Origin of the sequence: Promicromonospora sukumoe 327MFSha3.1 (genome assembly GCF_000385135.1) — a bacterium.
Classification (GTDB): Bacteria; Actinomycetota; Actinomycetes; order Actinomycetales; family Cellulomonadaceae; genus Promicromonospora; species Promicromonospora sukumoe_B.
Genome location: NZ_ARQM01000010.1, coordinates 2,122,535 through 2,145,656, shown reverse-complemented (window position 1 = coordinate 2,145,656; position 23,122 = coordinate 2,122,535). Strand labels below are relative to the sequence as shown.

At 72.5% G+C, this 23,122-nt stretch carries 21 protein-coding genes; 16 read left to right on the top strand and 5 right to left on the bottom strand.

Annotation, left to right across the window (positions count from 1 at the left end):
• Positions 1-17 precede the first annotated feature (17 nt).
• The 3 genes from H291_RS0113375 to H291_RS0113365 all read left to right on the top strand — a co-directional run bounded on the left by H291_RS0113375 (position 18) and on the right by H291_RS0113365 (position 3,948).
• Complete coding sequence (locus H291_RS0113375; RefSeq protein WP_020015511.1) at positions 18-1,109, top strand: Gfo/Idh/MocA family protein; 1,092 nt, start codon at positions 18-20, stop codon at positions 1,107-1,109.
• Positions 1,110-1,459: 350 nt separating this feature from the next.
• A complete protein-coding gene (locus H291_RS0113370; RefSeq protein ID WP_020015510.1) occupies positions 1,460-3,283 on the top strand; it encodes an HNH endonuclease signature motif containing protein in 1,824 nt (607 codons plus the stop codon).
• Between the two features lie 386 nt (positions 3,284-3,669).
• Positions 3,670-3,948: a hypothetical protein gene (locus tag H291_RS0113365; protein ID WP_020015509.1), complete on the top strand. Its 279-nt coding sequence runs from the start codon at positions 3,670-3,672 to the stop codon at positions 3,946-3,948.
• Between the two features lie 62 nt (positions 3,949-4,010).
• On the opposite strand, the gene H291_RS0113360 is transcribed toward H291_RS0113365, so the two are convergent.
• Positions 4,011-4,700: a GntR family transcriptional regulator gene (locus H291_RS0113360; RefSeq protein WP_020015508.1), complete on the bottom strand. Its 690-nt coding sequence runs from the start codon at positions 4,698-4,700 to the stop codon at positions 4,011-4,013.
• A 172-nt stretch (positions 4,701-4,872) separates the two neighbouring features.
• Between H291_RS0113360 and H291_RS0113355 the strand changes: the two genes are divergently transcribed.
• From H291_RS0113355 to H291_RS0113305, 11 genes are all read left to right on the top strand, one after another.
• On the top strand, positions 4,873-6,597 hold the full coding sequence (locus tag H291_RS0113355; RefSeq protein WP_232216040.1) for a GH39 family glycosyl hydrolase: 1,725 nt from the start codon (positions 4,873-4,875) through the stop codon (positions 6,595-6,597).
• On the top strand, positions 6,594-7,439 hold the full coding sequence (locus H291_RS0113350; RefSeq protein ID WP_020015506.1) for an aldo/keto reductase: 846 nt from the start codon (positions 6,594-6,596) through the stop codon (positions 7,437-7,439). The genes H291_RS0113355 and H291_RS0113350 overlap by 4 nt, the downstream gene beginning before the upstream one ends.
• A gap of 49 nt (positions 7,440-7,488) precedes the next feature.
• Complete coding sequence (locus H291_RS0113345) at positions 7,489-8,412, top strand: carbohydrate ABC transporter permease (protein ID WP_020015505.1); 924 nt, start codon at positions 7,489-7,491, stop codon at positions 8,410-8,412.
• Positions 8,409-9,260 carry a carbohydrate ABC transporter permease gene (locus H291_RS0113340; RefSeq protein WP_020015504.1) on the top strand — a complete coding sequence of 284 codons (852 nt, stop codon included), beginning with the start codon at positions 8,409-8,411 and terminating at the stop codon, positions 9,258-9,260. Before H291_RS0113345 ends, H291_RS0113340 begins: the two co-directional genes overlap by 4 nt.
• Positions 9,261-9,357: 97 nt before the next feature.
• Positions 9,358-10,728 (top strand): ABC transporter substrate-binding protein, encoded by a 1,371-nt coding sequence (locus H291_RS0113335; protein ID WP_020015503.1) that lies wholly within the window; start codon positions 9,358-9,360, stop codon positions 10,726-10,728.
• A 56-nt stretch (positions 10,729-10,784) separates the two neighbouring features.
• Positions 10,785-11,552 (top strand): SDR family NAD(P)-dependent oxidoreductase, encoded by a 768-nt coding sequence (locus H291_RS0113330; protein ID WP_020015502.1) that lies wholly within the window; start codon positions 10,785-10,787, stop codon positions 11,550-11,552.
• A 48-nt stretch (positions 11,553-11,600) separates the two neighbouring features.
• A complete protein-coding gene (locus tag H291_RS0113325; RefSeq protein ID WP_020015501.1) occupies positions 11,601-12,356 on the top strand; it encodes a triose-phosphate isomerase in 756 nt (251 codons plus the stop codon).
• Between the two features lie 54 nt (positions 12,357-12,410).
• On the top strand, positions 12,411-13,364 hold the full coding sequence (locus tag H291_RS0113320; RefSeq protein WP_020015500.1) for a sugar phosphate isomerase/epimerase family protein: 954 nt from the start codon (positions 12,411-12,413) through the stop codon (positions 13,362-13,364).
• The gene (locus H291_RS0113315) at positions 13,361-15,118 is read left to right on the top strand and encodes a dihydroxyacetone kinase family protein (protein ID WP_020015499.1); all 1,758 of its coding nucleotides are present in this window, start codon (positions 13,361-13,363) and stop codon (positions 15,116-15,118) included. Before H291_RS0113320 ends, H291_RS0113315 begins: the two co-directional genes overlap by 4 nt.
• Positions 15,115-15,600, top strand: coding sequence for a ribose-5-phosphate isomerase (locus H291_RS0113310; protein ID WP_020015498.1), 486 nt, complete (start codon positions 15,115-15,117; stop codon positions 15,598-15,600). The genes H291_RS0113315 and H291_RS0113310 overlap by 4 nt, the downstream gene beginning before the upstream one ends.
• Before the next feature lie 193 nt (positions 15,601-15,793).
• Complete coding sequence (locus H291_RS0113305) at positions 15,794-16,714, top strand: SMP-30/gluconolactonase/LRE family protein (protein WP_232216039.1); 921 nt, start codon at positions 15,794-15,796, stop codon at positions 16,712-16,714.
• 35 nt (positions 16,715-16,749) lie between these two features.
• Here H291_RS0113305 and H291_RS0113300 read toward each other — a convergent pair whose 3' ends face one another.
• From H291_RS0113300 to H291_RS0113290, 3 genes are read right to left on the bottom strand one after another with little or no spacing between them, the layout of a single operon-like run.
• The gene (locus H291_RS0113300) at positions 16,750-17,082 is read right to left on the bottom strand and encodes an ArsR/SmtB family transcription factor (RefSeq protein WP_020015496.1); all 333 of its coding nucleotides are present in this window, start codon (positions 17,080-17,082) and stop codon (positions 16,750-16,752) included.
• Positions 17,079-17,552 (bottom strand): SRPBCC domain-containing protein, encoded by a 474-nt coding sequence (locus tag H291_RS0113295; protein WP_020015495.1) that lies wholly within the window; start codon positions 17,550-17,552, stop codon positions 17,079-17,081. Before H291_RS0113295 ends, H291_RS0113300 begins: the two co-directional genes overlap by 4 nt.
• Positions 17,553-17,597: 45 nt before the next feature.
• Positions 17,598-18,788 (bottom strand): MFS transporter, encoded by a 1,191-nt coding sequence (locus H291_RS0113290; protein ID WP_020015494.1) that lies wholly within the window; start codon positions 18,786-18,788, stop codon positions 17,598-17,600.
• Between the two features lie 188 nt (positions 18,789-18,976).
• Here H291_RS0113290 and H291_RS0113285 point away from each other — a divergent pair, with 188 nt between their 5' ends.
• Positions 18,977-19,351: a hypothetical protein gene (locus H291_RS0113285; protein ID WP_157236849.1), complete on the top strand. Its 375-nt coding sequence runs from the start codon at positions 18,977-18,979 to the stop codon at positions 19,349-19,351.
• Between the two features lie 30 nt (positions 19,352-19,381).
• Here the strand turns inward: H291_RS0113285 and H291_RS29995 are convergent, their stop codons facing one another.
• Positions 19,382-20,563 carry a hypothetical protein gene (locus H291_RS29995; RefSeq protein ID WP_020015492.1) on the bottom strand — a complete coding sequence of 394 codons (1,182 nt, stop codon included), beginning with the start codon at positions 20,561-20,563 and terminating at the stop codon, positions 19,382-19,384.
• A gap of 80 nt (positions 20,564-20,643) precedes the next feature.
• Here H291_RS29995 and H291_RS0113275 point away from each other — a divergent pair, with 80 nt between their 5' ends.
• Complete coding sequence (locus tag H291_RS0113275) at positions 20,644-23,112, top strand: glycoside hydrolase family 2 protein (RefSeq protein WP_020015491.1); 2,469 nt, start codon at positions 20,644-20,646, stop codon at positions 23,110-23,112.
• The last annotated feature ends 10 nt before the right edge of the window (positions 23,113-23,122 follow it).

Below are 23,122 nucleotides of genomic sequence, written 5' to 3'. Positions count from 1 at the left end.
GAACGGAGCAACACACCATGGCAAGCAACCCGATCCGTGTCGGGATCATCGGCGCGGACGCGAAGGCGAGCTGGGCCGGCGCCTCCCACATCCCCGCGCTGGCCGCCCAGCCGCAGCTCGTGCTCGCGGCGGTGGCCACCCGGCGCGAGGAGAGCGCACGAGAGGCCGCCGAGCTGTTCGGGGCCGAACGCTGGTACGCGGACCCGTACGACCTGATCGGCGACCCGTCGATCGACCTCGTCACCGTCGCCGTGAAGGTCCCGGCGCACCGCGAGCTCGTGCTCGCCGCCCTCGGGGCGGGCAAGGCCGTGTACTCGGAGTCCCCGCTGGGTGCGAGTGTCACGGAGACCGAGGAGATGGCGGCGGCGGCCGGATCGCTGCACACCGCGATCGGGCTGCAGGGCAGCCTCAACCCGTCGGTGCGCCGGGCGGCCGAGATCGTCGCCCAGGGCAGGCTCGGGCGGCTGCTGTCGGCACGTGTCACCGCCACGACCTTCGGGAACGGCCCGGAGTCGGTGAGCGCCTACGAGTACTTCGACAAGGCCGCGGCCGGGGCGGGCTTCCTGACGATCGCCGTCGGCCACGTCCTGGACGTCGTCGAGACCGTCCTCGGGGACATCACCGAGATCGACGCGCGGACGGAGCTCCTCTGGCCGGAGGTGAAGCTCGTCGACACCGGCACCGTCACCACCCGTGAGGTCCCGGACCACCTGGACGCCATCGTGAAGACCGCCTCCGGTGCGCCGGTGAGCGTCCAGGTCCTGGCTGGTGTGCCTGTGGCCGAGGCCGGGTTCAGCCTGGAAGTCCGTGGTGCCGACGGCTGGCTCAGGCTCACGGGCGACCATCCTGCCGGCGTCCAGGTCGGTGACCTCACGCTGACCTCGAGCGTTGGGTTCGAGGTGCCCGACGGTCCGGTGGCCACGGGCACGGGTCCGGCCGCGGCCGAGATCTGGACCGGAGCCTCCGTCAACGTGGGAGAGGTGTACGCGAGCCTCGCGCGGGACATGGCTGACGGCACCCGTCACACGCCGGGATTCGCGCGGGCCGCACACAACAGCCGGCTGGTCGCCCGGGTCGAGCGGGCGGCGCGGACGGGGGTGCGGCAGTAGTCCTGGCTGGGCGGGGTCGACGCGCCTTCGCACGGTATTGCGCCGTGGGTGGTCGCGTCGGCCGACGCCGGACGGCGCCCCTGGTGATGCGCCGTCCTCTTGGCGTCGGTCCTTCTGTCTCGACGTCGTCCTGGCTACCGCTGTGACCGCGCTGGCGCACCCCGACGGGAGCTGGTTACGCGGCGGGCAGAAGAACGAGCGGGTGTCAGTGGGTCCTCGTAGGATCGAACAAAAGTCCGCTGTAATGGTGTGGCTGGAGTGATATTAGGGTCGGGGGAGGTGTTGGCATGGGCAGGCAATGGTCGGACGGCGGTGGAGGCTCGGTATCTGCCGTGCGTGAGGATCCGTTCGTGGACGGCACCATGCCCGATGACGCGTGGCTCGCGGCGTTGTTCGCCGAGTGTGAGGCGTTGTTCGGTGACGATGACGGGCGGCACGGGCTGGACGTGCCGCCGGAGCCGGAATGGTGTGGCGCCGTGTCTGGTGGTCGGCCGGAGTCTGCTGCGGATTTCGGGCCGGTGGAGTTGTGGCCCGTCGAGGTGCTGCGGGAGGCGCTGGCGGAGGCGCCGGGTGCTGAGCTGGCGCGGGTTGTCAGTGAGGTCACGGGGCTGGGTGCCGGATCGCATGGTGGCGCTGGCCACGCGTTCGCCGAGGAACCCGATGTCGAGGGCAGTCCCGGGTCCGGTGCCGTTGCGGTCGTGCCGGCCCCGCTGGCGGCTCTGTCCGACGACATGTTGGGGGACCTCGTGGGCGCGTGTGCGCGGTTGCAGTCGTGGGCGGCCGGAGTGCAGGCGCACGTTGTGGCAGAGCGGGCGGGGCGGGAGTCGAGCCCGCTGGCTCATAACTCGTTGGTCGGGCAGGTCACGGCCGAGCTCGTGGTCACGCAGGCGGAGGGGTCTGAGGTGGTGGTGCGGGCGGAGTCCGGTGCCGAGCATCCCACGGTGATCGAGGCGTTGGTCGCTGGGCGGATCGACGTGAAGAAGGCGCACACCCTCCTCCGTTCGGCTGCTCAGCTGACGGTGGCTGAACGGGCCGAGGCGATTGCCCGGTACCTACCCCAGGCGCCGTATCGGACGTGGCGGTGGTTGCGGAACAAGATGCTGGCGTTCGCGAAGGCCCGCCACGGGGCCGAGGAGACCGCCCGGGCCGCGGCACTGGACCGCAACGTCCAGCTGGACCGTGCGGAGAACGACATGGGTTGGTTGTCGGCATATCTGCCGGCGGTAGATGCTGCGGCGGTGTGGGGCGTCGTGGACGACTTGGCGCACCAGCTGCGGTACATGGCGGGCGAGGAGCGGACCCTGGGTCAGCTCCGTGCTGATTGCCTGACCGGGATCGTGACCGGTCGGCTGGTGCCGGGGGGCCGGTTCGCTCCGAGGGGGCAGGTCGAGGACGCCGCAGGTACTGGTTCGGATACCGGAGATGCCGGTGTCGGTCCCGTCTGCTCGTGCGGCGGCCTGGCGCCCGTCGTTCACGAGACGGTCGTGCGGGTGACGCCGACACGGCCGGTCGTCCGGGTCACGGTCCCGGCGAGCGCGCTCCTGGGTCTGGACGACATGCCTGGTGAACTGGACGGGTTCGGGTCGGTACCCGCTGAGACTGCACGGCTTATCGCTGAGGACGCCACCTGGCAGCGCCTGCTGACCGACCCGGTCACCGGGGTGCTCACCGACTACTCCACTACCACGTACAAGCCGGGACGGGTGCTTCGCTCGGCGGTCGAGGCCAGGGACGGGACCTGCACCTTCATCGGCTGTGACGCGGTGGCGGTGTCGTGCGACCTGGACCATATCGAGCCGTTCGACCACGACCAGGAAGCCAGTCAGCACGCAGCCGGGAAGGCTGCGCGCGGCCAGACCCGTGCCGACAACCTCCACGCGCTCTGCCGCCGCCACCACCTGCTCAAGACGCATGCGGGCTGGGGTGTCGTGCGCGACCCGAGGACGGGAATCACGACCTGGACCACACCCGCAGGTCGGACGCACACCCGGCCGCCGACGGTCCTGGACACCCGAGTGGACCTGAACCAGGTCGACCCGGACACCAGTCAGGACCTGACCCTGCGTGCCCTGACCGGACGCCGGCTGCCTCGTGCTTACGCCACGACCGCACTGGCGACCGCCGACACGTCCGGCAACGCTGCCCCGTCCACACATGGCGAGCCGCCGTTCTGAACCAGGGAACAACCATGTCGACCGTGACCGTGACCGTGACCGTGGACTGGCCTGGGACTGGCCCAGGACTGGCCGTAACCGGCTCGGCACTGCCAGCGACCGGCTCGGCACTGACAGCGACCTGTCGGGAACCGACAGCCACGAGCCGATTTCGCCGACATCGCGCCGTCAACGGCGACCTGGCGGGACCCGGCAGCCGACCAACGCCGTCGGTGCGCCGCAGGACCACCGGCCCATCGCCACGGCGTCCGACAAGACCCACGCCCCGCCACGACCACTCGCCCCATGACCAGTCGCTACCCCCGGGAACAACCCGCCCGCGCCGACAGGTTGAGACGGGTGCGCCTCGAACTCAGGGGTGACCACGCGGCGAGAGGGACGAGCACATGGGCGAGTCGCGGGACGAAGGGCTGGACGCGCTGATCGGGGCGATCCCCGAGGGCTGGTCGCGCGCACGGATAGCTGGACAGACCTGGGGAGTCACCCGCACCACGCGTGCGGGCGGCAAGGTCGTCTCGTTCGAGGCGGAACGACTCGGTGGCGCCGAAGGGCTCGGCGCGAACATCTGGTTCACCACGGACGGCGCCGTGCTCAAGCCGTGCGAGGTCCCCGCCGAGAGCGTGCTGCAGGTCCTGCGCGCCGCGGCGTCATCGCACCGGCCCTGACCTCAGACGTCGACACCCCACCTCAGACGTCGACACCCCACCTCAGACGTCGACACCCCACCTCAGACCTCGACGCCTCCGTCCGAGTCCGACGGCAGCTCCAGCTGGCGCAGCCGCACGTAGGAGCCCGCCATGTGCTCCTCGACGGCCGCCCGGGCCCGGGCGGGATCGCCCTCGCTGAGCACCGTCCGCAGCTCCTGGTGCTCCGCGAACCCGACGGTGGGGAAGTCCGGGAAGTTGGCGTTGCGCGTGTGCAGGAAGAACGCCACCTGGCTGCGCAGCGAGGTCCACACCCGGCGTAGCCGCGCGTGGTCGGCGGCGTCGTAGATGACGTCGTGGAAGGCCAGGTCCAGGCGGACGGCCTCCTGCGGCTGGATGGAGCCGGAGCTCGCCCGCATGGCCTCCAGGATGCGGTCCATCTCGGCGAGGTGGTCGCTCGTCAGCCGAGTCGCCGCCCGCTCCGCGGCCAGGGCCTCGATGGCGGCGCGCAGGCTGTGCACCTCGTCGACGTCCTTCTGGGTCAGGACGCTGACGAACGCGCCGCGGTGCCGGCGGATCTCGACCTGGCCCTCGGCCTCGAGGGTGGCGAGCGCCTCGCGGATCGGTCCGCGGCTCACGTCGAGGGCGGAGGCGAGCTCGGACTCGCGCAGGTGCTCGCCCGGGCGGAGCTTCCCGGTGGCGATCTGTTCTCGGATCACGCCCACCACGTAGTCGGCGAGGGTGGGCCGCGGTGCCGTCCCGAGCGGATTCATCTGGGGCTCTCCTGTCGTCACGTCTCTATCGTTCCATCGCTTGCTCGTCGCGCGATCGGTTAATTGTTAGTTGTTGACAATCTACCGCAGCACGCCCTAGCGTCGGTCACCGGTCGTCGACGAGGACGACGTGGCCCACCGGCCACCGGGAACCTGAGAGGCGTGGGTGAACGTGAGCTCGAGCGTGAACATCAACCCTGGTATCGGCGTCGACGTGGCATTTCCGCGCTCGGCACCCAGCGACCCGAGCGCGCCGCACGTGCGGCAGGCCCGGGTCCGGGTCGACGGCGGGAAGGACCGGGGAGCGCTGGCCCGGATCTGGGAGAGCATCGGCTACGACGAGATCAACTGGACCTATACCCCGACCGGCCGCCGGCTGCTGCAGAGCTTCGGTGAGGTGACGGACCGCGGCTACCACGTGCGCCCGCACTACGTGTTCTGCTCCGGTACCGGCTTCGGCATCCCGCACTGGGGCAACGGGAACGTCTACCACGAGGACGCGGACGGCGTCCCGAGCTACGACTTCACCATCGTCGACCAGGTGTACGACGCCATCGTCGAGGCCGGGCACCACGTGCTGGTCGAGCTGGCGTTCACGCCGCGCGACATGCTGCCCGACGCCGCGGCCGAGCTCGAGGTGGTGCCGAGCCCCACCGTCTACAGCAACTACGAGGCCGGCGCCTGGTCCTACCCGCCCAAGGACTACGGCCGCTGGGGCGAGCTCGTCGCCGCCCACGCGCGGCACTGCCTGGAGCGGTACGGCGAGGATGAGGTGAACACCTGGCTCTGGGAGCTGTGGAACGAGCCCGACATCTTCTACTGGCGCGGCACGCCGCAGGAGTTCTACGAGCTCTACTCGGTCACGGCCCGGGCGGTCCGCAGCGTGCTGCCGGACGCCAAGGTCGGCGGGCCGGCGGTGACGGGCTCCGGCGACGAGTTCCTGCGCGGCTTCCTCCAGCACACGCGCGACCAGCAGGACCCGCTCGACTTCGTGTCGTTCCACACCAAGGGCTCGGCGTTCACGCCGTGGCGCGTCTACGGCCCCACCGGGGGCCCCGCGCCCGAGCAGCAGAACCCCTCGGCGCACAAGATGCTCTTCGAGATCCGCCGGATGCTGCGGGTGATCGCGGAGTTCGAGGAGTACCACGGGCTGCCGGCCATCGTGGACGAGTGCGACGCGGGCGTCCCCGCGCACTACAGCGTCTACGACAACGCCAACTTCCAGTTCCAGAACACCGAGTACTACCCGGTGTTCCAGGTCAAGCTGATGAAGAAGATCCTCGACCTCAACGAGACCGAGGCCGTCCAGGTCGAGCAGGCCACCTCCTGGAGCTTCTACTTCGAGGGGGAGCGGTACTTCGAGGGCACGCGGGCGTTCCTCACGGCGGGCGGCGTCGAGAAGCCGCTCCTGAACGCCTACCGGCTGCTCGGCAGGCTCGGCGAGCGCCGGATCGACGCCGTCTCGGACGCCGCGCACCCCGTCACGCTCCTCGACCAGGCCGAGGGCCGGAGCATGCCGGAGGAGGTCGACGCCCTGGCCTCGCGGTCGGCGTCGGGCACCATCGCGGTGCTCGTGTGGCGGCACACGGACGACCAGTACCAGCGGGACGACGACGAGGCGACCGTCACACTCGACGTGACCGGCCTGGACGCCGGCGCGTACACGCTCAGCCACCACCGGATCGACGTCGACCACAGCAACTCGCACACGGCCTGGGTGGCGCAGGGCTCCCCGCAGGTGCCCACCGACGAGCAGCTCGCGGCGGTCAAGGCCCGGCAGGGCGTCGAGGAGCTGGAGCCCGCGCGGCGCGTGGAGGCGACGTCGTCGGCCCTGGAGCTGACCGTGTGCCTGCCGCTGCCGGCGGTCTCGCTGCTCGTGCTGGAGCCGGTCCGATGAGCGAGTCCTTCGCCCGCACGGTCAGCCTGCGGGACGGCGTCGCCGTCCCGCAGGTGGGCCTCGGCGTCTTCCAGGTGCCGGCCGACGAGGCGCAGGCCGTGGTGGAGCAGGCGCTCGAGGTGGGCTACCGGCACATCGACACGGCGGCGGCCTACGTGAACGAGCGGGGCGTGGGCGCCGCGCTCCGCGCCTCGGGCCTGCCCCGCGAGGAGCTGTTCGTCACCTCCAAGCTCCGCAACGGCGACCAGGGCCTGGAAAGCACGCTGCGCGCGTACGACGACACGTGCGAGCGGCTGGGCCTGGACGCCCTGGACCTCTACCTCATCCACTGGCCCAACCCGTCGGCCGGGCTGTGGCAGGACAGCTGGCGCGCGCTGGAGCGGCTGCGGGCCGAGCGCCGGGTCGCGGCGGTGGGCGTGTCCAACTTTCTCGTGGAGCACCTCGACGAGCTGGCCGGGTTCGCGGACGAGATGCCCGCGATCAACCAGATCGAGCTGCACCCCACGTTCCAGCAGGCCGACGTCGCGGCCGCGTGCCGGGCCCACGGGATCGCCGTCGAGGCGTACTCGCCGCTGGGCCAGGGGGCCGACCTGGGCCACCCGAGCGTCACCGCTATCGCCGACGAGCTCGGCGTGACGCCCGCGCAGGTGATCCTGCGCTGGCACCTCGACAAGGGGCACGTCGTGATCCCGAAGTCGGTGTCGGCGGCCCGCATGCGGACCAACGCGTCGCTCGAGGGTGTCGCCCTCACCGCGGAGCACGTGGCCGCCGTCGACGCGCTGGACACCGGCCAGCGCATCGGCGGGGACCCGCGGACCTTCTCGATCAGCCAGATCCGCTGACCGAACCCGTTCCACCACCCGACACGACCCCGACACGACGGAGTGCTCGATGGCGAGTCAGACGCGGCCACGACGCCGCAACCTCTGGATCTACGCGTTCCTGATGCCGACGTTCGTCCTGTACGGCGTCTACACGATCTACCCGATCGTCGCGAGCTACTGGTACTCGTTCGTCGAGTGGAACGGCTTCAGCGCCGAGCAGCGGTTCGTGGGCGTCAGCAACTACGAGGCGGTGCTGGCCGACCCGCTGTTCTGGTCGTCGGTCCGCATCACCCTGCTGTTCATGCTGGTCGTCGCGCCCCTACGTATCTTCGGGGCCTTCTTCCTGGCGATCCTGCTGAACTCCCCGCGGCTGCCGTTCGCCAGGTTCTTCCGCACCGTCTACTTCCTGCCGGTCGTGACCACGACGGCGATCATCGGCGTCGTCATGCGGTTCATCCTCGACCCGGGCGCGGGACCCGTCGCGGCCGTGGTCGGGCTGTTCGGCCTGCCGCCCGTCGACCTGCTCGGCGATTCCGCCACGGCGCTGGTCACCACCGCGCTGGTGTACGTGTGGAAGTTCTTCGGCATCACGATGATCTACTGGCTGGCCGCGCTCCAGACGATCCCGCAGGACGTCTACGACGCCGCCCGGGTCGACGGCGCCGGCGGCGCGCGGATCTTCCGCCACATCACCCTGCCGATGCTGCTGCCGTTCCTGCTGATCATCACGGTGCTGACCATCGAGGACTGCTTCCACGCCTTCGACCTCATGCAGACGATGACGGCCGGCGGCCCGTTCTACAGCACCGAGATCATCGAGATCTACATCTACCGGTGGGCGTTCGCGGCCTCGATCCCGCAGCTCGGTTTCGCCTCGGCGGCCGCGGTGCTGTTCGGCGTGCTCGTGCTCGTCGTCGTCGCCCTGCAGGCCTGGGCGACGCTCACCTCGCAGCGGCTCCGGTCGCAGGGCACCGAGAAGGGACGAGCATGAGCACCCTCGCCACATCCCACCGTCCGCGCCGCCGCGGCTGGTGGCTCGTCGCCCTCGTGCTGGCCGCGGTCGCGTTCCTCTGGGTCTTCCCGTTCCTCTGGATGGTGTCCGCGTCGCTGAAGAGCTCCGGCGAGATCTTCGCGGGCGGCCTCGGCCTGATCCCCGAGACGTTCGCGTGGGAGAACTACGGCCGGGCGTGGACCGAGGGCGGGTTCGGGCACTACCTGCTCAACACCGTGATCGTCACCGTCGTGACCACGGCGATCGTCATCGTGCGGTGCGCGCTGGCGGGGTACGTCATCGGGCGCTACCGGTTCCCCGGCTCGCGCCTGATCATCGGGATCTTCGTCGCGACCCTGTTCGTGCCCACCGGTTACACGATCATCCCGATCGTCAAGGTGTCCCTCGAGCTCGGGCTGCTCAACTCCCTGGCCGGCATGATCCTCGCCCTCGGCGGGGCGTCCAACGTCGCGGCGATCCTCATCTACGCCGGGTACTTCCGCCGGATGCCCGCCGACCTCGAGGAGGCCGCGATCGTCGACGGCGCGGGGTTCCTCCGGGTGTTCCTGCGGATCATGCTCCCGCTGTCGATGCCCGTCACCGCCACCGTCGGGATCCTGACGTTCCTGGCCACCTGGAACGCCTTCTTCCTGCCCCTGGTCTTCTCGTCCACCAACCCCGACCTGCGCACGGTCAGCGTCGGCATGCAGGCGTTCGTGGGCGAGAACTCGACCGACTGGGCAGCCATGGCCGCCGCCGGCGTGATCTCGATCCTGCCCGTCGTCGTCCTGTTCGTCTTCATGCAGAAGTACTTCGTCGAAGGCATCGCCGGCGCCGTCAAGGCGTAGGCCACCCCACCCGATCGTCGTTCTCAAAGAGGAGACTGGCATGCTCGATCTATCGAGGCTTGAGATATCGCGTCGCACCTTCGTCGGCGGAGTCGGGGTGGGTGCGCTCGCGGGGCTGCTCGCCGCGTGCGGCGGCAGCGGCACCGCCCCCGGGGCGGGTGCGGGCATCCGCTGGTGGGACCACTTCGGCGGCCTGCAGGACCAGCACAAGATCTGGGCGGCCGAGCAGGCCAAGAAGCTCGGCCTGCCCGTCGAGTACACCTACAACGAGCCGGGCCGGGCGGTCGAGGCGCTCCAGCTCGCCAACCAGTCCAAGCAGCTCCCGGACGTCTACTCCAACATCGTCGGCCTGCCGCTGCCCGCCCTGGTCGACTCCGGCTGGGTCAGCCCGATCGAGCTGTCCGACGAGGCGCTGGCGCGCCTGCCCGAGGGCACCCTCGTCGAGGGCATCAGCATGCTCGACGGCGTGGTGTACGGCCTGCCGGTCATGTCCGACCGCCAGTACTGGGCCTGCACCTGGTACAACTCCGAGATCGCCGAGTCCGTCGGCTTCGAGCCGCCGCGCAGCTACGACGAGTTCCGCACGGCCCTGAAGGCCATCGCCGACGACGGCCGCTTCGCGCCCCTGACCCTGGCCCTCGGGGCGAGCGAGCGCATGCGCGACCAGGCCGACGACCTGGCGCAGTCCGGGGGATTCCCCGGCTGGCAGGGGCTGCGGTACGACACCGGCGAGTACGCCTACGAGGACGACGCGTACGTGAACGTCATCGAGCTGCTCAAGGAGATCTCGGACAACGGCTGGCTGCTGCCCGGCACCAACTCCTTCCAGGTGCCCGACGCGCGCGGCCGCTGGGCGGCGGGCAGCGTCGGCTTCGCCGTCGACGGGCCCTGGGCGCCCGGCGGGGTGCGGGCGCTCAACGAGGCGCACCTGCCCAAGATGGCGACGTCGGGCCAGCTCACCCCCGAGGGCGAGGACCTCGTCATCACCCGCGGCGCACCGGCGCCCGTGTGGTTCGTCGCCGGGAACACGAAGCACCCCGACGAGGTGAACCTGCTTCTCGAGTCGTTCACCCAGGACGACTACCAGGCGGTCCTCGCCGAGGCGATGGACCAGCCCCCGCTCAACCTCGACGTCGTGGCCGACGCCGACGTCATCGAGCCGTACGCCTGGCTGGTCGAGGACTACAAGAAGCGGGTCTTCCGCGCCCCGCAGCCCCAGGTGCGCAACCCCGCCGCGAACGAGGCCCTCGCCTTCATGATGCCGGCCGCGCCCCACCTCGGGGACATCATCCAGGGCTACCTGGGCGGCGACGTCACCGACCTGCGGGGCGAGCTCGTCAAGCTCAGCGACACCGCCAACCAGAACCTCGACCAGGCGATCGACAAGGCCGCCGGCGCGGGGGCGAAGGTGTCGCGGGACGACTGGGCGTTCACCGACTGGCAGCGCGGCGTCGACTACGCCTACTGAGCGGCCTGCCGGCACCGCATGCCACCGAGCTACACCGACTGACAGGAGAGCACACGATGCACGCATTTCCCGCCGAGCGAACGGCGATCGTCACGGGCGCGGCCTCCCTGCGGGGCATCGGCCGCGCCGCGGCCCACCGGCTGGCCCGGGACGGCTGGTCCGTCGGGGTGCTCGACATCGACGGCGCGGCGGTCAAGGACCTCGCCGAGGAGCTGACCAGGACCTACGGCGTCCGGGCCGCGGGGGTCGGCGCCGACGTCGGCGACGCCGACGCCGTCCGCGTGGCCATCGCGGAGCTGACTGCCGCGCTGCCGCCGGTCGTCGCGCTCGCGAACGTCGCCGGCGTCAGCTCCCCGACGCCGTACCTCGAGCTCGACGACGCCGAGTGGGAGCGCGTGCTGCGCATCAACCTGCACGGCGTGCACCACGTCACCCAGGCGGTCGTGCCCGCGATGGTCCAGGCCGGCGTAGGGCGCGTCGTGTGCCTGTCGTCCGTGTCGGCCCAGCGCGGCGGCGGGACCTACAGCCGCACGCCGTACTCCGTGGCGAAGGCCGGCGTCATCGGCCTCGCCCGCTCCCTGGCGCGCGAGCTCGGCGAGCACGGGATCACCGCCAACGCGATCGCCCCCGGACCGATCGACACCGACATCATGGGCGGCACCCTCAGCGAGGAACGCAAGGCCGAGCTCGTGACCGACCTCGTCGTGGACCGGGTCGGCACCACGGACGACATCGCCGCGGCCATCAGCTTCCTGGTGGGCCCGGAGTCCGGCTACATCACCGGCCAGACCCTCAACGTCGACGGCGGGCTGCACATGCATTGACCGCGCCCACGGCTGCCCGCACGCCACCTCACGGAAAGGAGAGACGCCATGCCCCCGCCCGGCACCCGCTGGATCGGCACGAGCTGGAAGATGACCAAGTCGCTGGCCGAAGCCCGCCGGTACGCCACGGCGCTCACCGACGCCGCACGCCCCGGGCGGTGGACGGGCCTCCAGCCCTTCCTGATCCCGCCCGCGACGGCGCTCACCACGGTCCGCGACGCCCTGCCGCTGTCGGCCGGGGTGCTGCTCGGCGCGCAGAACGCGCACTGGGCCGACAGTGGGGCCTGGACCGGCGAGGTCTCGGTACCCCAGGTCGCCGACGCCGGCGCGCGCCTCGTCGAGATCGGGCACTCGGAACGGCGCGAGCACTTCGGCGACACCGACGACGTCGTGCACCGCAAGGTCCGGGCCGTGCTGCGGCACGGCCTGGTCCCGCTGCTCTGCGTGGGCGAGCCCGCGTCCGTGCGGGCGGCGGGCGGGTCGGTGGAGCACGTGCTCGGACAGGCTCGCTCGGCGCTCGCGGGTCTCGACGACGCGAGCAGCGTGCTCGTGGCGTACGAACCCGTCTGGGCGATCGGGGAGCACGGCACACCAGCACGGCCCGACGACGTGGCCGGCGTCGTCGCGGCGCTCGCCGCCGAGCTGGGCTCGCGGATCCAGGGAGTCCTGTACGGCGGCTCGGTGGACCGGGCGAACATGCACGAGCTGCTGGCCGTGGACCACGTGAGCGGCCTGTTCGTCGGCCGGGCCGCGTGGGACGTGGACGCGTTCGTCGCGATCCTGGACGGCGCCGCGGAGGCGTGACCGACCACCTGACCACCCCGGTGCCAAAGGGCACCGCAGATCGACGGAGATCACATGCGCACAGCCGACAACTGGCCCGTCGCGGCCAACATGCTGTCCTTCGGGTCGACGACGCCGGACGGCACCCCCAACCTCAAGGCGCCCGCGGAGTCGTGGCGCGGCCAGCTCCAGCAGGTGGCCGACCTGGGGTTCGCGCACGTCGACCCCACCGACGCCTGGCTGTCGATCGGTGAGCTCAGCGACGCCCGGTTCGCGGAGCTGCTCGGCGTACTGGGGGAGACCGGGCTGACGGTCCCGTCCGTGTCGACCACCCGGCGCAGCGTCGTCGACGCCCGGTACGGCGAGGACCACCTGCGCCTCGGCCACGCCATCATCGACCGGGCCCCGGAGCTCGGGGCCGAGGTGGTGAGCTTCGGGTTCATGCAGGCGCTCACGCCCGCGCAGGAGCAGGCCCTGTGGTTCTGGCTGGCCGACGGTCACCACGACGACGTCGACGACCGGGACACGTACGACCTGGCCGTGGCACGTATCCGGGAGCTCGCGGACCATGCGCGCGACGTCGGGGTGCAGGTCAGCCTCGAGATGTACGAGGACACCTACATCGGCACCGCGGACCTCGCGGTGCGGTTCGCGCACGACGTCGACCGCGACAACGTGGGTCTCAACCCGGACCTGGGCAATCTGGTGCGGCTGCACCGGCCGGTCGAGGACATCCCGGCGATGTTCGAGAAGGTCCTGCCGCTGACCAACTTCTGGCACATCAAGAACTACACGCGGGACTTCGACCCGGCGACGGGCGCCTACGCGACGCACCCGACCCCACTTGTCCAGGGTGTCGTGAACTATCGCGCGGTGATCCGGCGGGCCCTGGAGCTGGGGTTCGAGGGGGTGTTCGTGTGCGAGCACTACGGCTCCGACAGCCTGGGCGTCGCCGCCATCAACCGCGAGTACATCCGCGAGGTGCTGCGCGGCGCCGGGCGGACCCACGAGAACAGGGGCACCCGATGACCTACGTGCACAACCGTCCGGAAGACTTCGCGGCCGAGGCGCTGCGTGGTCTGGTCAAGGCCCATCCCGGCCGGCTGCGCGCCGTGCCCGGGGGCATCGCCCGCGTGGAGGGCACCCGCCCGGGCAAGGTGGCGGTCGTCGTCGGCGGTGGTTCGGGGCACTACCCGGCCTTCGCCGGGCTGGTGGGTGCGGGCGTGGCCGACGCCGCCGTGTGCGGCGAGGTGTTCACGTCGCCGTCGACCCGCCAGGTGCTGGACGTGTGCCGCGCCGCGGACGCCGGCGCGGGAGTGTTCGTCACCTTCGGCAACTACGCGGGCGACGTGCTCAACTTCGGCGCCGCGGCCAGCCGCCTGCGGGCCCAGGGCACGGACGTCTCGATCCTCCTGGTGACCGACGACGTCGCGTCCGCCCCGGCCGACCGGGCGGCGGAACGCCGGGGCGTGGCCGGTGACCTGGTCGTGTTCAAGGTGGCCGGTGCCGCGGCGGAGCGGGGTGCCGACCTGGCCGAGGTGAACCGGCTGGCCGGCCGTGCCAACGAGCGCACCCGGTCGTTCGGCGTCGCGTTCGGCGGGTGCACGCTCCCGGGGCAGGACCACCCGCTGTTCAGCCTGGAGGCGGGGCAGGTCGGGTGGGGCCTGGGCATCCACGGCGAGCCGGGCGTGGGCGAGGAGGCGGTGCCGACGGCGGCCGGGCTGGCCGCCGAGCTCGTCGAGCGCGTGCTCGCCGAGCGCCCCGCCGACGCCGATGGGCGCGCCGCCGTGCTGCTCAACGGGCTTGGGAACGTGAAGTACGAGGAGCTGTTCGTGCTCTGGGACCGGGTGCACGACCTGCTCGCGGAGCACGGCGTGCGGCTGGTGGCGCCGCTGGTGGGGGAGTACGTGACGAGCCTCGACATGGCCGGGTGCTCGCTGACGGTGTGCTGGCTGGACGACGAACTGGAACCGCTGTGGCTGGACCCGGCCGACACACCGGCCTTCCAGCACGGGGAATGGCGGGCGGTGCCGGACGTGGTCCCGGAGGAGGTCGCCGCCGGGCGGGACACCGAGCCCGCCACCGCGCTCGTGCCCGCCACCACCGACACCGGGATCGCGGCGGCCCGGTCGGTGGCCCAGATCCTGCACCGGGCCCAGGCCGCGCTGCACGACGCCGAGGAGATGCTCGGCGACCTGGACGCGCGCGCCGGTGACGGCGACCACGGCCGGGGCATGTCGCGCGGGGTCGACGCGGCCGTCGAGGCGGCCGACGCCGCTGTGGCCGCCGGCGGCGACGCCCCGTCGGTGCTGCGCCGCGCGGCCGACGCCTGGGCCGACCGGGCGGGCGGCACGTCGGGCGCGCTGTGGGGCGTGGGGCTGTTCGCACTGGCCGACTCGCTCCCCGCCGACGCAGCGGTCACCTTCGACGACCTGGTCGCCGGGATGAGCGCGGCCCGGGCGCAGATCCGGTCGGTGGGCGGCGCGAGCGTGGGCGACAAGACGCTGGTGGACGCGCTCGACCCGGCGGTCGAGGTGCTGGCGGCGGCCACCGGCGCCGGTACTGGTGCCGGTGCCGCGTGGCCCGCCGCCGTGCGCGCCGCCCAGCAGGGCGCCGCCGCGACCACGCAGTTCGCGGCCCGGCTCGGCCGCTCGCGCGTGCTGGGGGACAAGAGCCTCGGCGTCGCGGACCCCGGGGCGACGTCGCTCGCCCTGCTGCTGGGCGAGGCGGGTGCCGCCGTCGGCATCGCCGTGCCCGTGAGCTCGACCAAGGAGGCGCGATGACGACCGGACTGCGGCTGGTGATCGGCTCGGACGACGCCGGCTTCGACTACAAGGAGATCCTGAAGCGGGACCTGGAGGCGGACGAGCGCGTCGCCTCGGTGGTCGACGTCGGCGTGGGGGACGACGAGCACACCGCCTACCCCCACATCGGCGCGGTGGCGGGCCGCCTGATCGCGGCGGGGGAGGTCGACCGCGCGCTGCTGGTCTGCGGCACGGGCCTCGGGGTCGCGATCTCCGCGAGCAAGGTGCCGGGCGTCCGGGCGGTGACCGCGCACGACTCGTTCTCGGTCGAGCGCTCCGTGCTGTCCAACGACGCCCAGGTGCTGTGCTTCGGCCAGCGCGTGGTGGGCATCGAGCTGGCCCGCCGCCTGGCGCGGGAGTGGCTCGGGTACACGTTCGACCCGACGTCGGCCTCCGCGCCGAAGGTGGCGGCGATCGGCGAGATCGAGCGGTCGGGCGATCGGGGAGAGCGATCAGGTTGAAAACGTACGCAGATGTACGTTTTGATGGGCGGGCGGCGGGGACGTCCGCCGTCCGCCGACGAGAGGCCTTGCCATGCGCTGTCCGACGAACCCACACGCCGTCCGCGCGGGCGGCGTCGTCCTAGGTCTCTGCGTGCTGGCCACCGTGGCCGGCTGTGCCTCGGGGCCGGCAGCCTCGGGTTCGGCGGCCTCCGTGCCCGACGATCGAGCGGTCACCGCCGAACGCGTGCTCCAGGTGACCTCGGTGCACGAGGCGACCGGGATGACCCTGCTGGAGGGGCCCACGTTCGGCGAGGACGGCCGGCTCTTCCTGGTCGACGTGACGGCCCCGGCCGGTGAGCCCAAGGTCATGTCGGTCGATCTCGACACGCGGGAGGTCGACGAGGTGTTCACCGACGACACCGGTGCCTATACCTCCGCGCAGTTCGGCCCCGTGGACGGGCGGCTCTACCTCACCGACTACGCGGGCGGGCGGGTCGTCAGCATCACGCCCGACGGCGACGACCCGCGGACCGTCGCGGAGGGCCGGGTCAAGGGCCGCGCCATGCACCCCGACGACCTCGCGTTCGACGAGGCGGGGAACATGTTCGTCACCGACTCCGCGTACACGCCCTACCCGAGCGGGGAACCGGCAGGCCGGGTGCTGCGGGTCGACGGCGGCACGGGCCGGGTGACCGTGCTGGCGGACGACCAGCCGAACCCGAACGGGATCTCGTTCGACGTCGGCGGCGACGCGCTCTGGGTCAGCCACCTCGACGCCAACCGCATCGACCGGCTGGTCCTCGACCAGGACCGGAAGGCGGTCGTCTCGGGGCACGCCGCGATCCAGGTCGACGGCGGCGTCGCCCAGACGGACTCGAACGCCGTCGACGCCGCCGGGAACGTCTACCAGGGCATGCACGGCCGCCCGGAGGTCCGGGTGTACGGCCCCGACGGCACGCACCTGACCACCGTCTCGGTCCCCGCGGAGGACGACGGCCTGCAGTCCGCGACAAACATCGCGATCCGGCCGGGGACCACGGACGCCTACGTGACGGTGAGCGGCCCCGCGGGCGGGTTCGTCTACCGGTTCGACGCGCTGGCCGAGGGCACCCGGCAGTCGAACGGCGGCTGACCCCCGGGGAGCGGTGGTGTCCCCGGGGGCTGCGGTCAGATGCTCTCGGCGATGTGCTTGATGGCGGCGAGGCGGCGGTCCCACTCGGTGCCGATCGCGTCGAGGCGGCGGGCCACGGCGCTGAGCTCGGTCCCGATGACGCGGTACCGCACCTCGCGGCCGACCTGCACGGTCTCCACCAGGCCCACCTCCTGGAGCACCGCGAGATGCTTCGCGATGGCCTGCCGGGTGACGGGCAGGCTCCGGGCCAGGGCGGACGCCGAGGCGTCGCCCTGGCCGAGGGCGGTCAGGATGCTCCACCGGGTCTCGTCGGCGAGTGCGCTGCACATGGCGACCACGGTCCCGTCCGGCGATGGTCCGGTGCTCATGCCCGGCCCTCGAGGAGGGCGACGAGCTTGTCGAGCTCCCCGTCCCAGCCGCCGCGGTGGTCGGTCATGAGCCCCGTCGGGTCGCCGGTGTGCTCGAAGCCGGTCTCGACGACGGTGAGCCGGGTGCCGCCGTCGGCCGCCTCGAGGGTGAAGGTGAAGACCGTCGAGCGCTCCTCGTCGACGGTGTCCGGGAGCGGGCCCTCCTCGTTGCACCAGCGGTAGGAGACCTCCCGCGGAGGCTCGAAGGTCTCGACCCGGATCGGTACCCGGCGCTCGCCCGGCCAGCCGATCGTCCCGAGGGCGCCGGCCCCGGAACCGGTGAGCGTCACCTGGCCGAACCACTGCGAGATCAGCTCGGGTTCGGTGACGGTGCGCCAGACCTTCTCCATGGGTGCGCCGATCTGGATCGTGCGTCGCACGGTGAAGGTGTCGGTGTCGATCACTGCCTGGGGGTTCTGCGTGTTCTCCATGAGTGTTCCCGTCTCTCTCTTGTCGGTGGTCGGTGGTGTCGGTGGTCAGGAGGCGGTGGCGGGCTCGGGTTCCCCGGGCGCGGCCGCCCGCGGTGCGAGCGCGGGGCGCAGCGAGCGGGTCACGATCGCGGCGGCGACGGACACCGTGGCGAGGACTGCCGCCACGACGATCGCCGCGGGGACTCCGCCGACGTCGATCGCCCGTCCTCCGGCGAAGGCGCCGATGGCGTCGCCGAGGTTGCCGGCCGATGCGGGCAGGGAGGCCGCGAGGATGGCGCCGGGGCCGGCGAGGTGCTCGACGCGGTGCTGCCAGGGGCTCGTGATGCCCGCACCGCAGATGCCGAGGGCGAGCAGCGCGACCACCGCGACGGCGGGGTTCGCGCCCCAGAGGGCGAGCCCGGCGAGCGAGGCCGCCACGCCGACGGCGCCGAGGATCAGGGCGCGCGCGGCGCCGGCGTCGGCGAACCTGCCGCCCGCGAACGAGCCGACCGTGGCCGCGAGCCCGAAGCCCAGCAGGCACGCCCCGATCCACGGTCCGGAGACCCCGGCGACGTCGCCCAGGAAGGGGACGAGGTAGGTCTGCGCCGCCGAGGAGCCGGCGAACAGCAGGACGCCCACCGCGAGCACCGCCAGCACGCGCGGTGCGAGCGCGAACCGCAGCTGACCCAGCATCCGGACCCCGGGCTCGGCAGGTACGCGGGGCACGACGAGCAGGGCGACCAGGAGGGCGCCTGCGGCTGCCAGGACGACGACGAGGAACGACGCGCGCCACCCCACGGCCTCGCCGAGCAGCCGGCCCAGCGGCATCCCCACCGCGCCGGAGACGGCGAACCCGGAGATCACGACCGCCATCGCCCGGCCGGTGCGGTCCCGGGGCACGATCGAGGTCGCCGTGGTGATCGCGGCGGCGATGAACAGACCCTCCACGGCGCCGATCACGACCCGGGCGGCGACGAAGGCCTCCAGGCCGGCGCCGAGGGCGGGCAGCAGGTTGAGCGCCGTGAACACGGCCAGCGCGGTGAGCAGCACCGGCCGCCGGTCGAGCCGGGCGGTCAGGAACGTCAGCAGCGGTCCGCCGATCGCGATCCCGATCGCGTTCGCGGACACGAGCGCGCCCACCGCGGACAGGGGGACGTCGAGGTCCGCGGCCATCAGATCGAGCATGCCCGCGACGAGCACCTCGGCACACCCCATCACGAACGTCCCGAGGAACAGCACGCTCAGGGCGATCGTCACTCGGGAACGACTTCCTTCGGTACGACTCCGTCGATCAGACATCAGGACCTCCGAGTATATGCAACTCTGTGGTTGCACAAGAGCCTGACACCATTCTCGGAGACATGCAACCCCAGGGTTGCATTTACTCGCCCGGTTCGCTGCGTTTCCGTGGCGCCGCCGCGTGCGCCGTCGATATCCTCCGGTTCGTGGGAGAAGTCGAGACCAGCGACCGCCGCCGTAGTGCCGCCCTCGGTTTCCTGGTGCTCGCCGTCGAGCTGGCTGTCGCGGCGGCGATCGTGGTCTGGGCGCTCCTGGACATCTGGGCGCTCGCCCGCCCGTCCGCCGTCGGCACGGTGTGCCCGCTGATCTATCCGGCACCGCCCGGGTGCGGGCCTGACGCCCGGTTCACACCGGCCTTCGTCTCGGCGGTCGTGCTCTCGGTCGGCTACAGCGCGGTGACGTTCCTCCTGCTGACCGTCGGCCGGCGGTCGGTCGTCGCTGCGGTGTGGGCGCTCTGCGGCCTGGCGATCCTCGGCGTACTGGCCGTCCAGCTCGTCACCTGGGGAGGCGTGCGCGGCTGAGCGGGCCCCGCCCTGCGGGGGCATCTCGCCTCAGGTCGCGAGGCGGGCCGCCGCGGCGCGGTCGTCGGGCAGCCCGACGCGCATCCGCGCCAGGTCCGCGTTGCCGTCGCCGCCGTCCCAGAGGGCGTCGTTGGCGACCAGCTCGCGCAGCACCGCCCGCTGCGACTCGTCCAGGTCCCGCGGCGGGTCCGGGCGGACACCCGGCCGGAACTCCACGCCGGGGAACGCCCGGAGCAGGATCGGGCCCCAGGTCATGTCCGACCACAGCTTGCCCTGGGCGACCCGGATCACGGGCAGGCACGCGGGCAGGATCTCGGCGAGCCCGACGTCCCGCGTCAGCAGGTTCGCCATCAGGTCGAAGTGGACGCGCATGCCGAACCGCGACGGGCGGCGGGTGAACCACTCGTCCGCCGCGAGCGGGTCGTGCAGCGCCTCGACGAGCACGGCGGTCGCCACGGCGGAGCCCGTCAGTGGCAGCGCGGCGCAGGCGCGGATCGCGGGGTCGTCGTCGGACAGCCAGCGGGTGGTGTCCGCGCCGAGGTCGCCCAGGCCCAGGACGAGCACGGCGCGCTCGTCCCGCCCGGAGGCGGCGTCCAGGGCGGCGGCCAGCGGTGCGGCCGACGCCGCCCGGTCCACCGGGTCCGGCTGGACCGCCGCGAGGCGGACGAAGGCGTCGAGGGCCGCGAGCCGCACGGCCCCGTCGTCGTCGGACAGGAGCGGCGAGACCGGGGCCAGCGCGGCGCCGCACGCCGCGGGGAGCCCGGTGATCGACCGGGCCCACAGGTACTCGCTGAGCTCGGACTCCCACACCGACTCGTCGTCCGCCGCCATCGCGCGGTAGAAGGCTTCGATCTCCGCGGCCGTGGGTTCGACGGCGTCCAGCTCGCCGGAGTCCTCGTGCCAGGACGCGCTGTCGCCCACGGCGTCGATCCAGCCCAGCAGCGCGGCCAGCCGCGACCGCCCGTCCCCGTCGCGACGGCGCAGCACGGGGTCACCCAGCAGCCCGGCCACGACCCGCAGCGCGGGCGCCGTCGCGGGATAGACCGTCCCCTGGTGCAGCACGGCGCCGTACAGGTGGTCGAGGCCCGCGCCGAACGCGGCGTCGTCGGCGGAGACGAGGCCGCGCAGGTGCCCCGGCGTGTCGGACGTGACCCCGTAGGCGTGGAACAGCCGTGCCCAGTCCACCTCGTCGACCAGCGGCGTCGTCGTCATGGCCCCGGACCCTACCGCGCCGTGCGCTTCGGTATCGTCCGCATCGAATCAGCGCTGATCTGCCGAAGGGACCTCTCCGCATGACGGTCGAACGACGCCTGCTCCACGACGGCTGGACCGTCGAACCCGGTCACGGACCCGTGCCCGACGCCGTCCGCGCGGCCGGCCCGGTCGCGGCCACCGTGCCCGGCAGCGTGCACACGGACCTGCTGGCCGCCGGGCTGATCCCCGACCCGTACCTCGACGACAACGAGGCGACGCAGAAGTGGATCGGCCTGACCGACTGGACCTACCGCACCACCTTCGAGTGGTCGGCCGGCGGCCACGACCGCCACGAGCTCGTCCTCGAGGGCCTGGACACCGTCGCGGTGGTGCGCCTGAACGGTGTCGAGCTCGGTGCGTTCCGCAACATGCACCGCACGTACCGGCTCGACGCCGCGAGCGCCCTGCGCCCGGGCGGGAACACGCTCGAGGTCGAGTTCTCCTCGCCGGTGCGGTACGCGGACGCCGCGAGCCTGTCCCTCGGCTACCGGCCGCACACCAACCGGCACCCGTACAACGCGATCCGCAAGATGGCGTGCAGCTTCGGCTGGGACTGGGGCATCGAGACCGCCACCTCCGGCATCTGGCGCCCCGTGACGCTGGAGAGCTGGTCCGGCGCGCGCCTCGGCGAGCTCCGGGTCGCCGGTGACGTCGTCGACGGCGTGCCGCGGGCGCGGGTGACGGCGCGCGTCGCCGGGTCCGGGGACGGCGCCCGCGTGCGGGTCCGGGTCGCGGGAGCCGAGGCCACCGCCGTGGTGGCGGACGGCGTGGCCGCGCTCGACCTGGCGGTGCCCGACGCGCGCCTCTGGTGGCCGCGGGGTCACGGCGAGCAGCCGCTCTACGACCTGGTCGTGGAGCTGGTCGACGGCGGCGACGACGCCGACGGCACCGGCGACAGCGGTGTCAGCGACGCGCAGACCCGGCGCGTCGGGTTCCGCTCCGCCGTCGTCCGGCTGGAACCCGACGCGGACGGCACCGGCTTCGCGATCGTCGTCAACGGCGAACCGATCCTGATCCGCGGCGCCAACTGGATCCCCGACGACGCGTTCCCGCACCGCGTGGACCGCGCCCGGTACGCGCGCCGCCTCGCCCAGGCCGAGTTCGCAGGCATCAACCTCGTGCGCGTCTGGGGCGGCGGCATCTACGAGTCCGAGGACTTCTACGCCGAGTGCGACGAGCGCGGCATCCTCACCTGGCAGGACTTCCTTACCGCGTGCGCCGCCTACGCCGAGGACGAGCCGCTCTGGTCCGAGTTCGAGGCCGAGGCGCGCGAGGCGATCGTGCGCCTGGCCGCCCACCCGTCGCTCGTCGTGCTCAACGGCAACAACGAGAACGTCTGGGGCCACCAGGACTGGCACTGGCAGGAGAAGCTGGAGGGCCGCACCTGGGGCGCCGGCTACTACTACGACCTGTTCCCGTCCCTGGTCGCCGAGCTCGCGCCGCACGTGCCCTACACCCCCGGCAGCCCGTTCTCGCCCGACCGGGACGCCTACCAGAACGACCCGGCGCACGGCACCGTCCACGTCTGGGACCTCTGGAACACCCGCGACTGGCCGCACTACCGCGAGTACCGCCCGCGGTTCGTCGCCGAGTTCGGCTGGCAGGGACCGCCCACCTGGTCGACGCTGACGCGCTCGGTCTCCGACGACCCGCTGACCCCCGAGTCGCCGGGGATGATCGTGCACCAGAAGGCCAACGACGGGAACGGCAAGCTCACGCTCGGCCTCACCGCCCACCTGCCGCTGCCGAACGACATGGCCGAGTGGCACTGGGCCATGTCGCTCAACCAGGCCGTGGCCGTCCGCACCGCGATCGAGTGGTGGCGCTCGCTGACGCCGCACAACACCGGCACGATCGTCTGGCAGCTCAACGACTGCTGGCCCGTCACCTCCTGGGCCGCTGTCGACGGCGACGAGCGGCGCAAGCCGCTGCTGCACGCCCTGCGCCACGCCCACGCGGAGCGGCTGCTCACCCTGCAGCCCGACGGCGGCGGCCTGGTGCTGGCCGCCGTCAACGACACCGCCGGCGAGTGGTCCGGCTCGGTCCAGGTGGAGCGCCGGGCGTTCGACGGGACGGTGCTCGCCACCGCGACCGTGGAGCTCGCCGTCGCGCCCCGGTCGGCAGAGCGCGTGGTGCTCGACGCGGCCGTTGCCGTGGCGGGCGACCCCGCGGCGGAGCTCGTCGTGGCGCGCCTCGGCGACGCCGTCAGCCACTGGTTCCCCACCGAGGCGCGCGACTCGAAGCTCGCCCCGGCGGAGGTCGATGTGGACGCGAGCCGGACCGACGACGGCTGGTCCGTGCGGCTCACGGCGCGCACCCTGGTCCGGGACGCCACGCTGCTGGTCGACCGGCTCGCTCCCGACGCCGAGGCCGACGACGCGCTCGTCACCCTGCTCCCCGGCGAGAGCACGCGGATCGTCGTCCGCGGGGCGGCCGACGCCGTGGTGTCCGACTTCGCGGACCGGCTGGTGCTGCGCGCGATGAACGACCTGGTGGCCACCGCCTAGCGCACGTGTC

What these genes read in the sequence shown, in the direction of transcription:
- H291_RS0113360 (WP_020015508.1), bottom strand. Translation starts at nt 4,700, where the DNA reads ATGAATCCGCTCGGGACGGCACCGCGGCCCACCCTCGCCGACTACGTG.
- H291_RS0113375 (WP_020015511.1), top strand. Translation starts at nt 18, where the DNA reads ATGGCAAGCAACCCGATCCGTGTCGGGATCATCGGCGCGGACGCGAAG.
- H291_RS0113300 (WP_020015496.1), bottom strand. Translation starts at nt 17,082, where the DNA reads ATGAGCACCGGACCATCGCCGGACGGGACCGTGGTCGCCATGTGCAGC.
- H291_RS0113315 (WP_020015499.1), top strand. Translation starts at nt 13,361, where the DNA reads ATGACCTACGTGCACAACCGTCCGGAAGACTTCGCGGCCGAGGCGCTG.
- H291_RS0113325 (WP_020015501.1), top strand. Translation starts at nt 11,601, where the DNA reads ATGCCCCCGCCCGGCACCCGCTGGATCGGCACGAGCTGGAAGATGACC.
- H291_RS0113310 (WP_020015498.1), top strand. Translation starts at nt 15,115, where the DNA reads ATGACGACCGGACTGCGGCTGGTGATCGGCTCGGACGACGCCGGCTTC.
- H291_RS29995 (WP_020015492.1), bottom strand. Translation starts at nt 20,563, where the DNA reads ATGACGACGACGCCGCTGGTCGACGAGGTGGACTGGGCACGGCTGTTC.
- H291_RS0113295 (WP_020015495.1), bottom strand. Translation starts at nt 17,552, where the DNA reads ATGGAGAACACGCAGAACCCCCAGGCAGTGATCGACACCGACACCTTC.
- H291_RS0113340 (WP_020015504.1), top strand. Translation starts at nt 8,409, where the DNA reads ATGAGCACCCTCGCCACATCCCACCGTCCGCGCCGCCGCGGCTGGTGG.
- H291_RS0113275 (WP_020015491.1), top strand. Translation starts at nt 20,644, where the DNA reads ATGACGGTCGAACGACGCCTGCTCCACGACGGCTGGACCGTCGAACCC.
- H291_RS0113365 (WP_020015509.1), top strand. Translation starts at nt 3,670, where the DNA reads ATGGGCGAGTCGCGGGACGAAGGGCTGGACGCGCTGATCGGGGCGATC.
- H291_RS0113320 (WP_020015500.1), top strand. Translation starts at nt 12,411, where the DNA reads ATGCGCACAGCCGACAACTGGCCCGTCGCGGCCAACATGCTGTCCTTC.
- H291_RS0113345 (WP_020015505.1), top strand. Translation starts at nt 7,489, where the DNA reads ATGGCGAGTCAGACGCGGCCACGACGCCGCAACCTCTGGATCTACGCG.
- H291_RS0113350 (WP_020015506.1), top strand. Translation starts at nt 6,594, where the DNA reads ATGAGCGAGTCCTTCGCCCGCACGGTCAGCCTGCGGGACGGCGTCGCC.
- H291_RS0113330 (WP_020015502.1), top strand. Translation starts at nt 10,785, where the DNA reads ATGCACGCATTTCCCGCCGAGCGAACGGCGATCGTCACGGGCGCGGCC.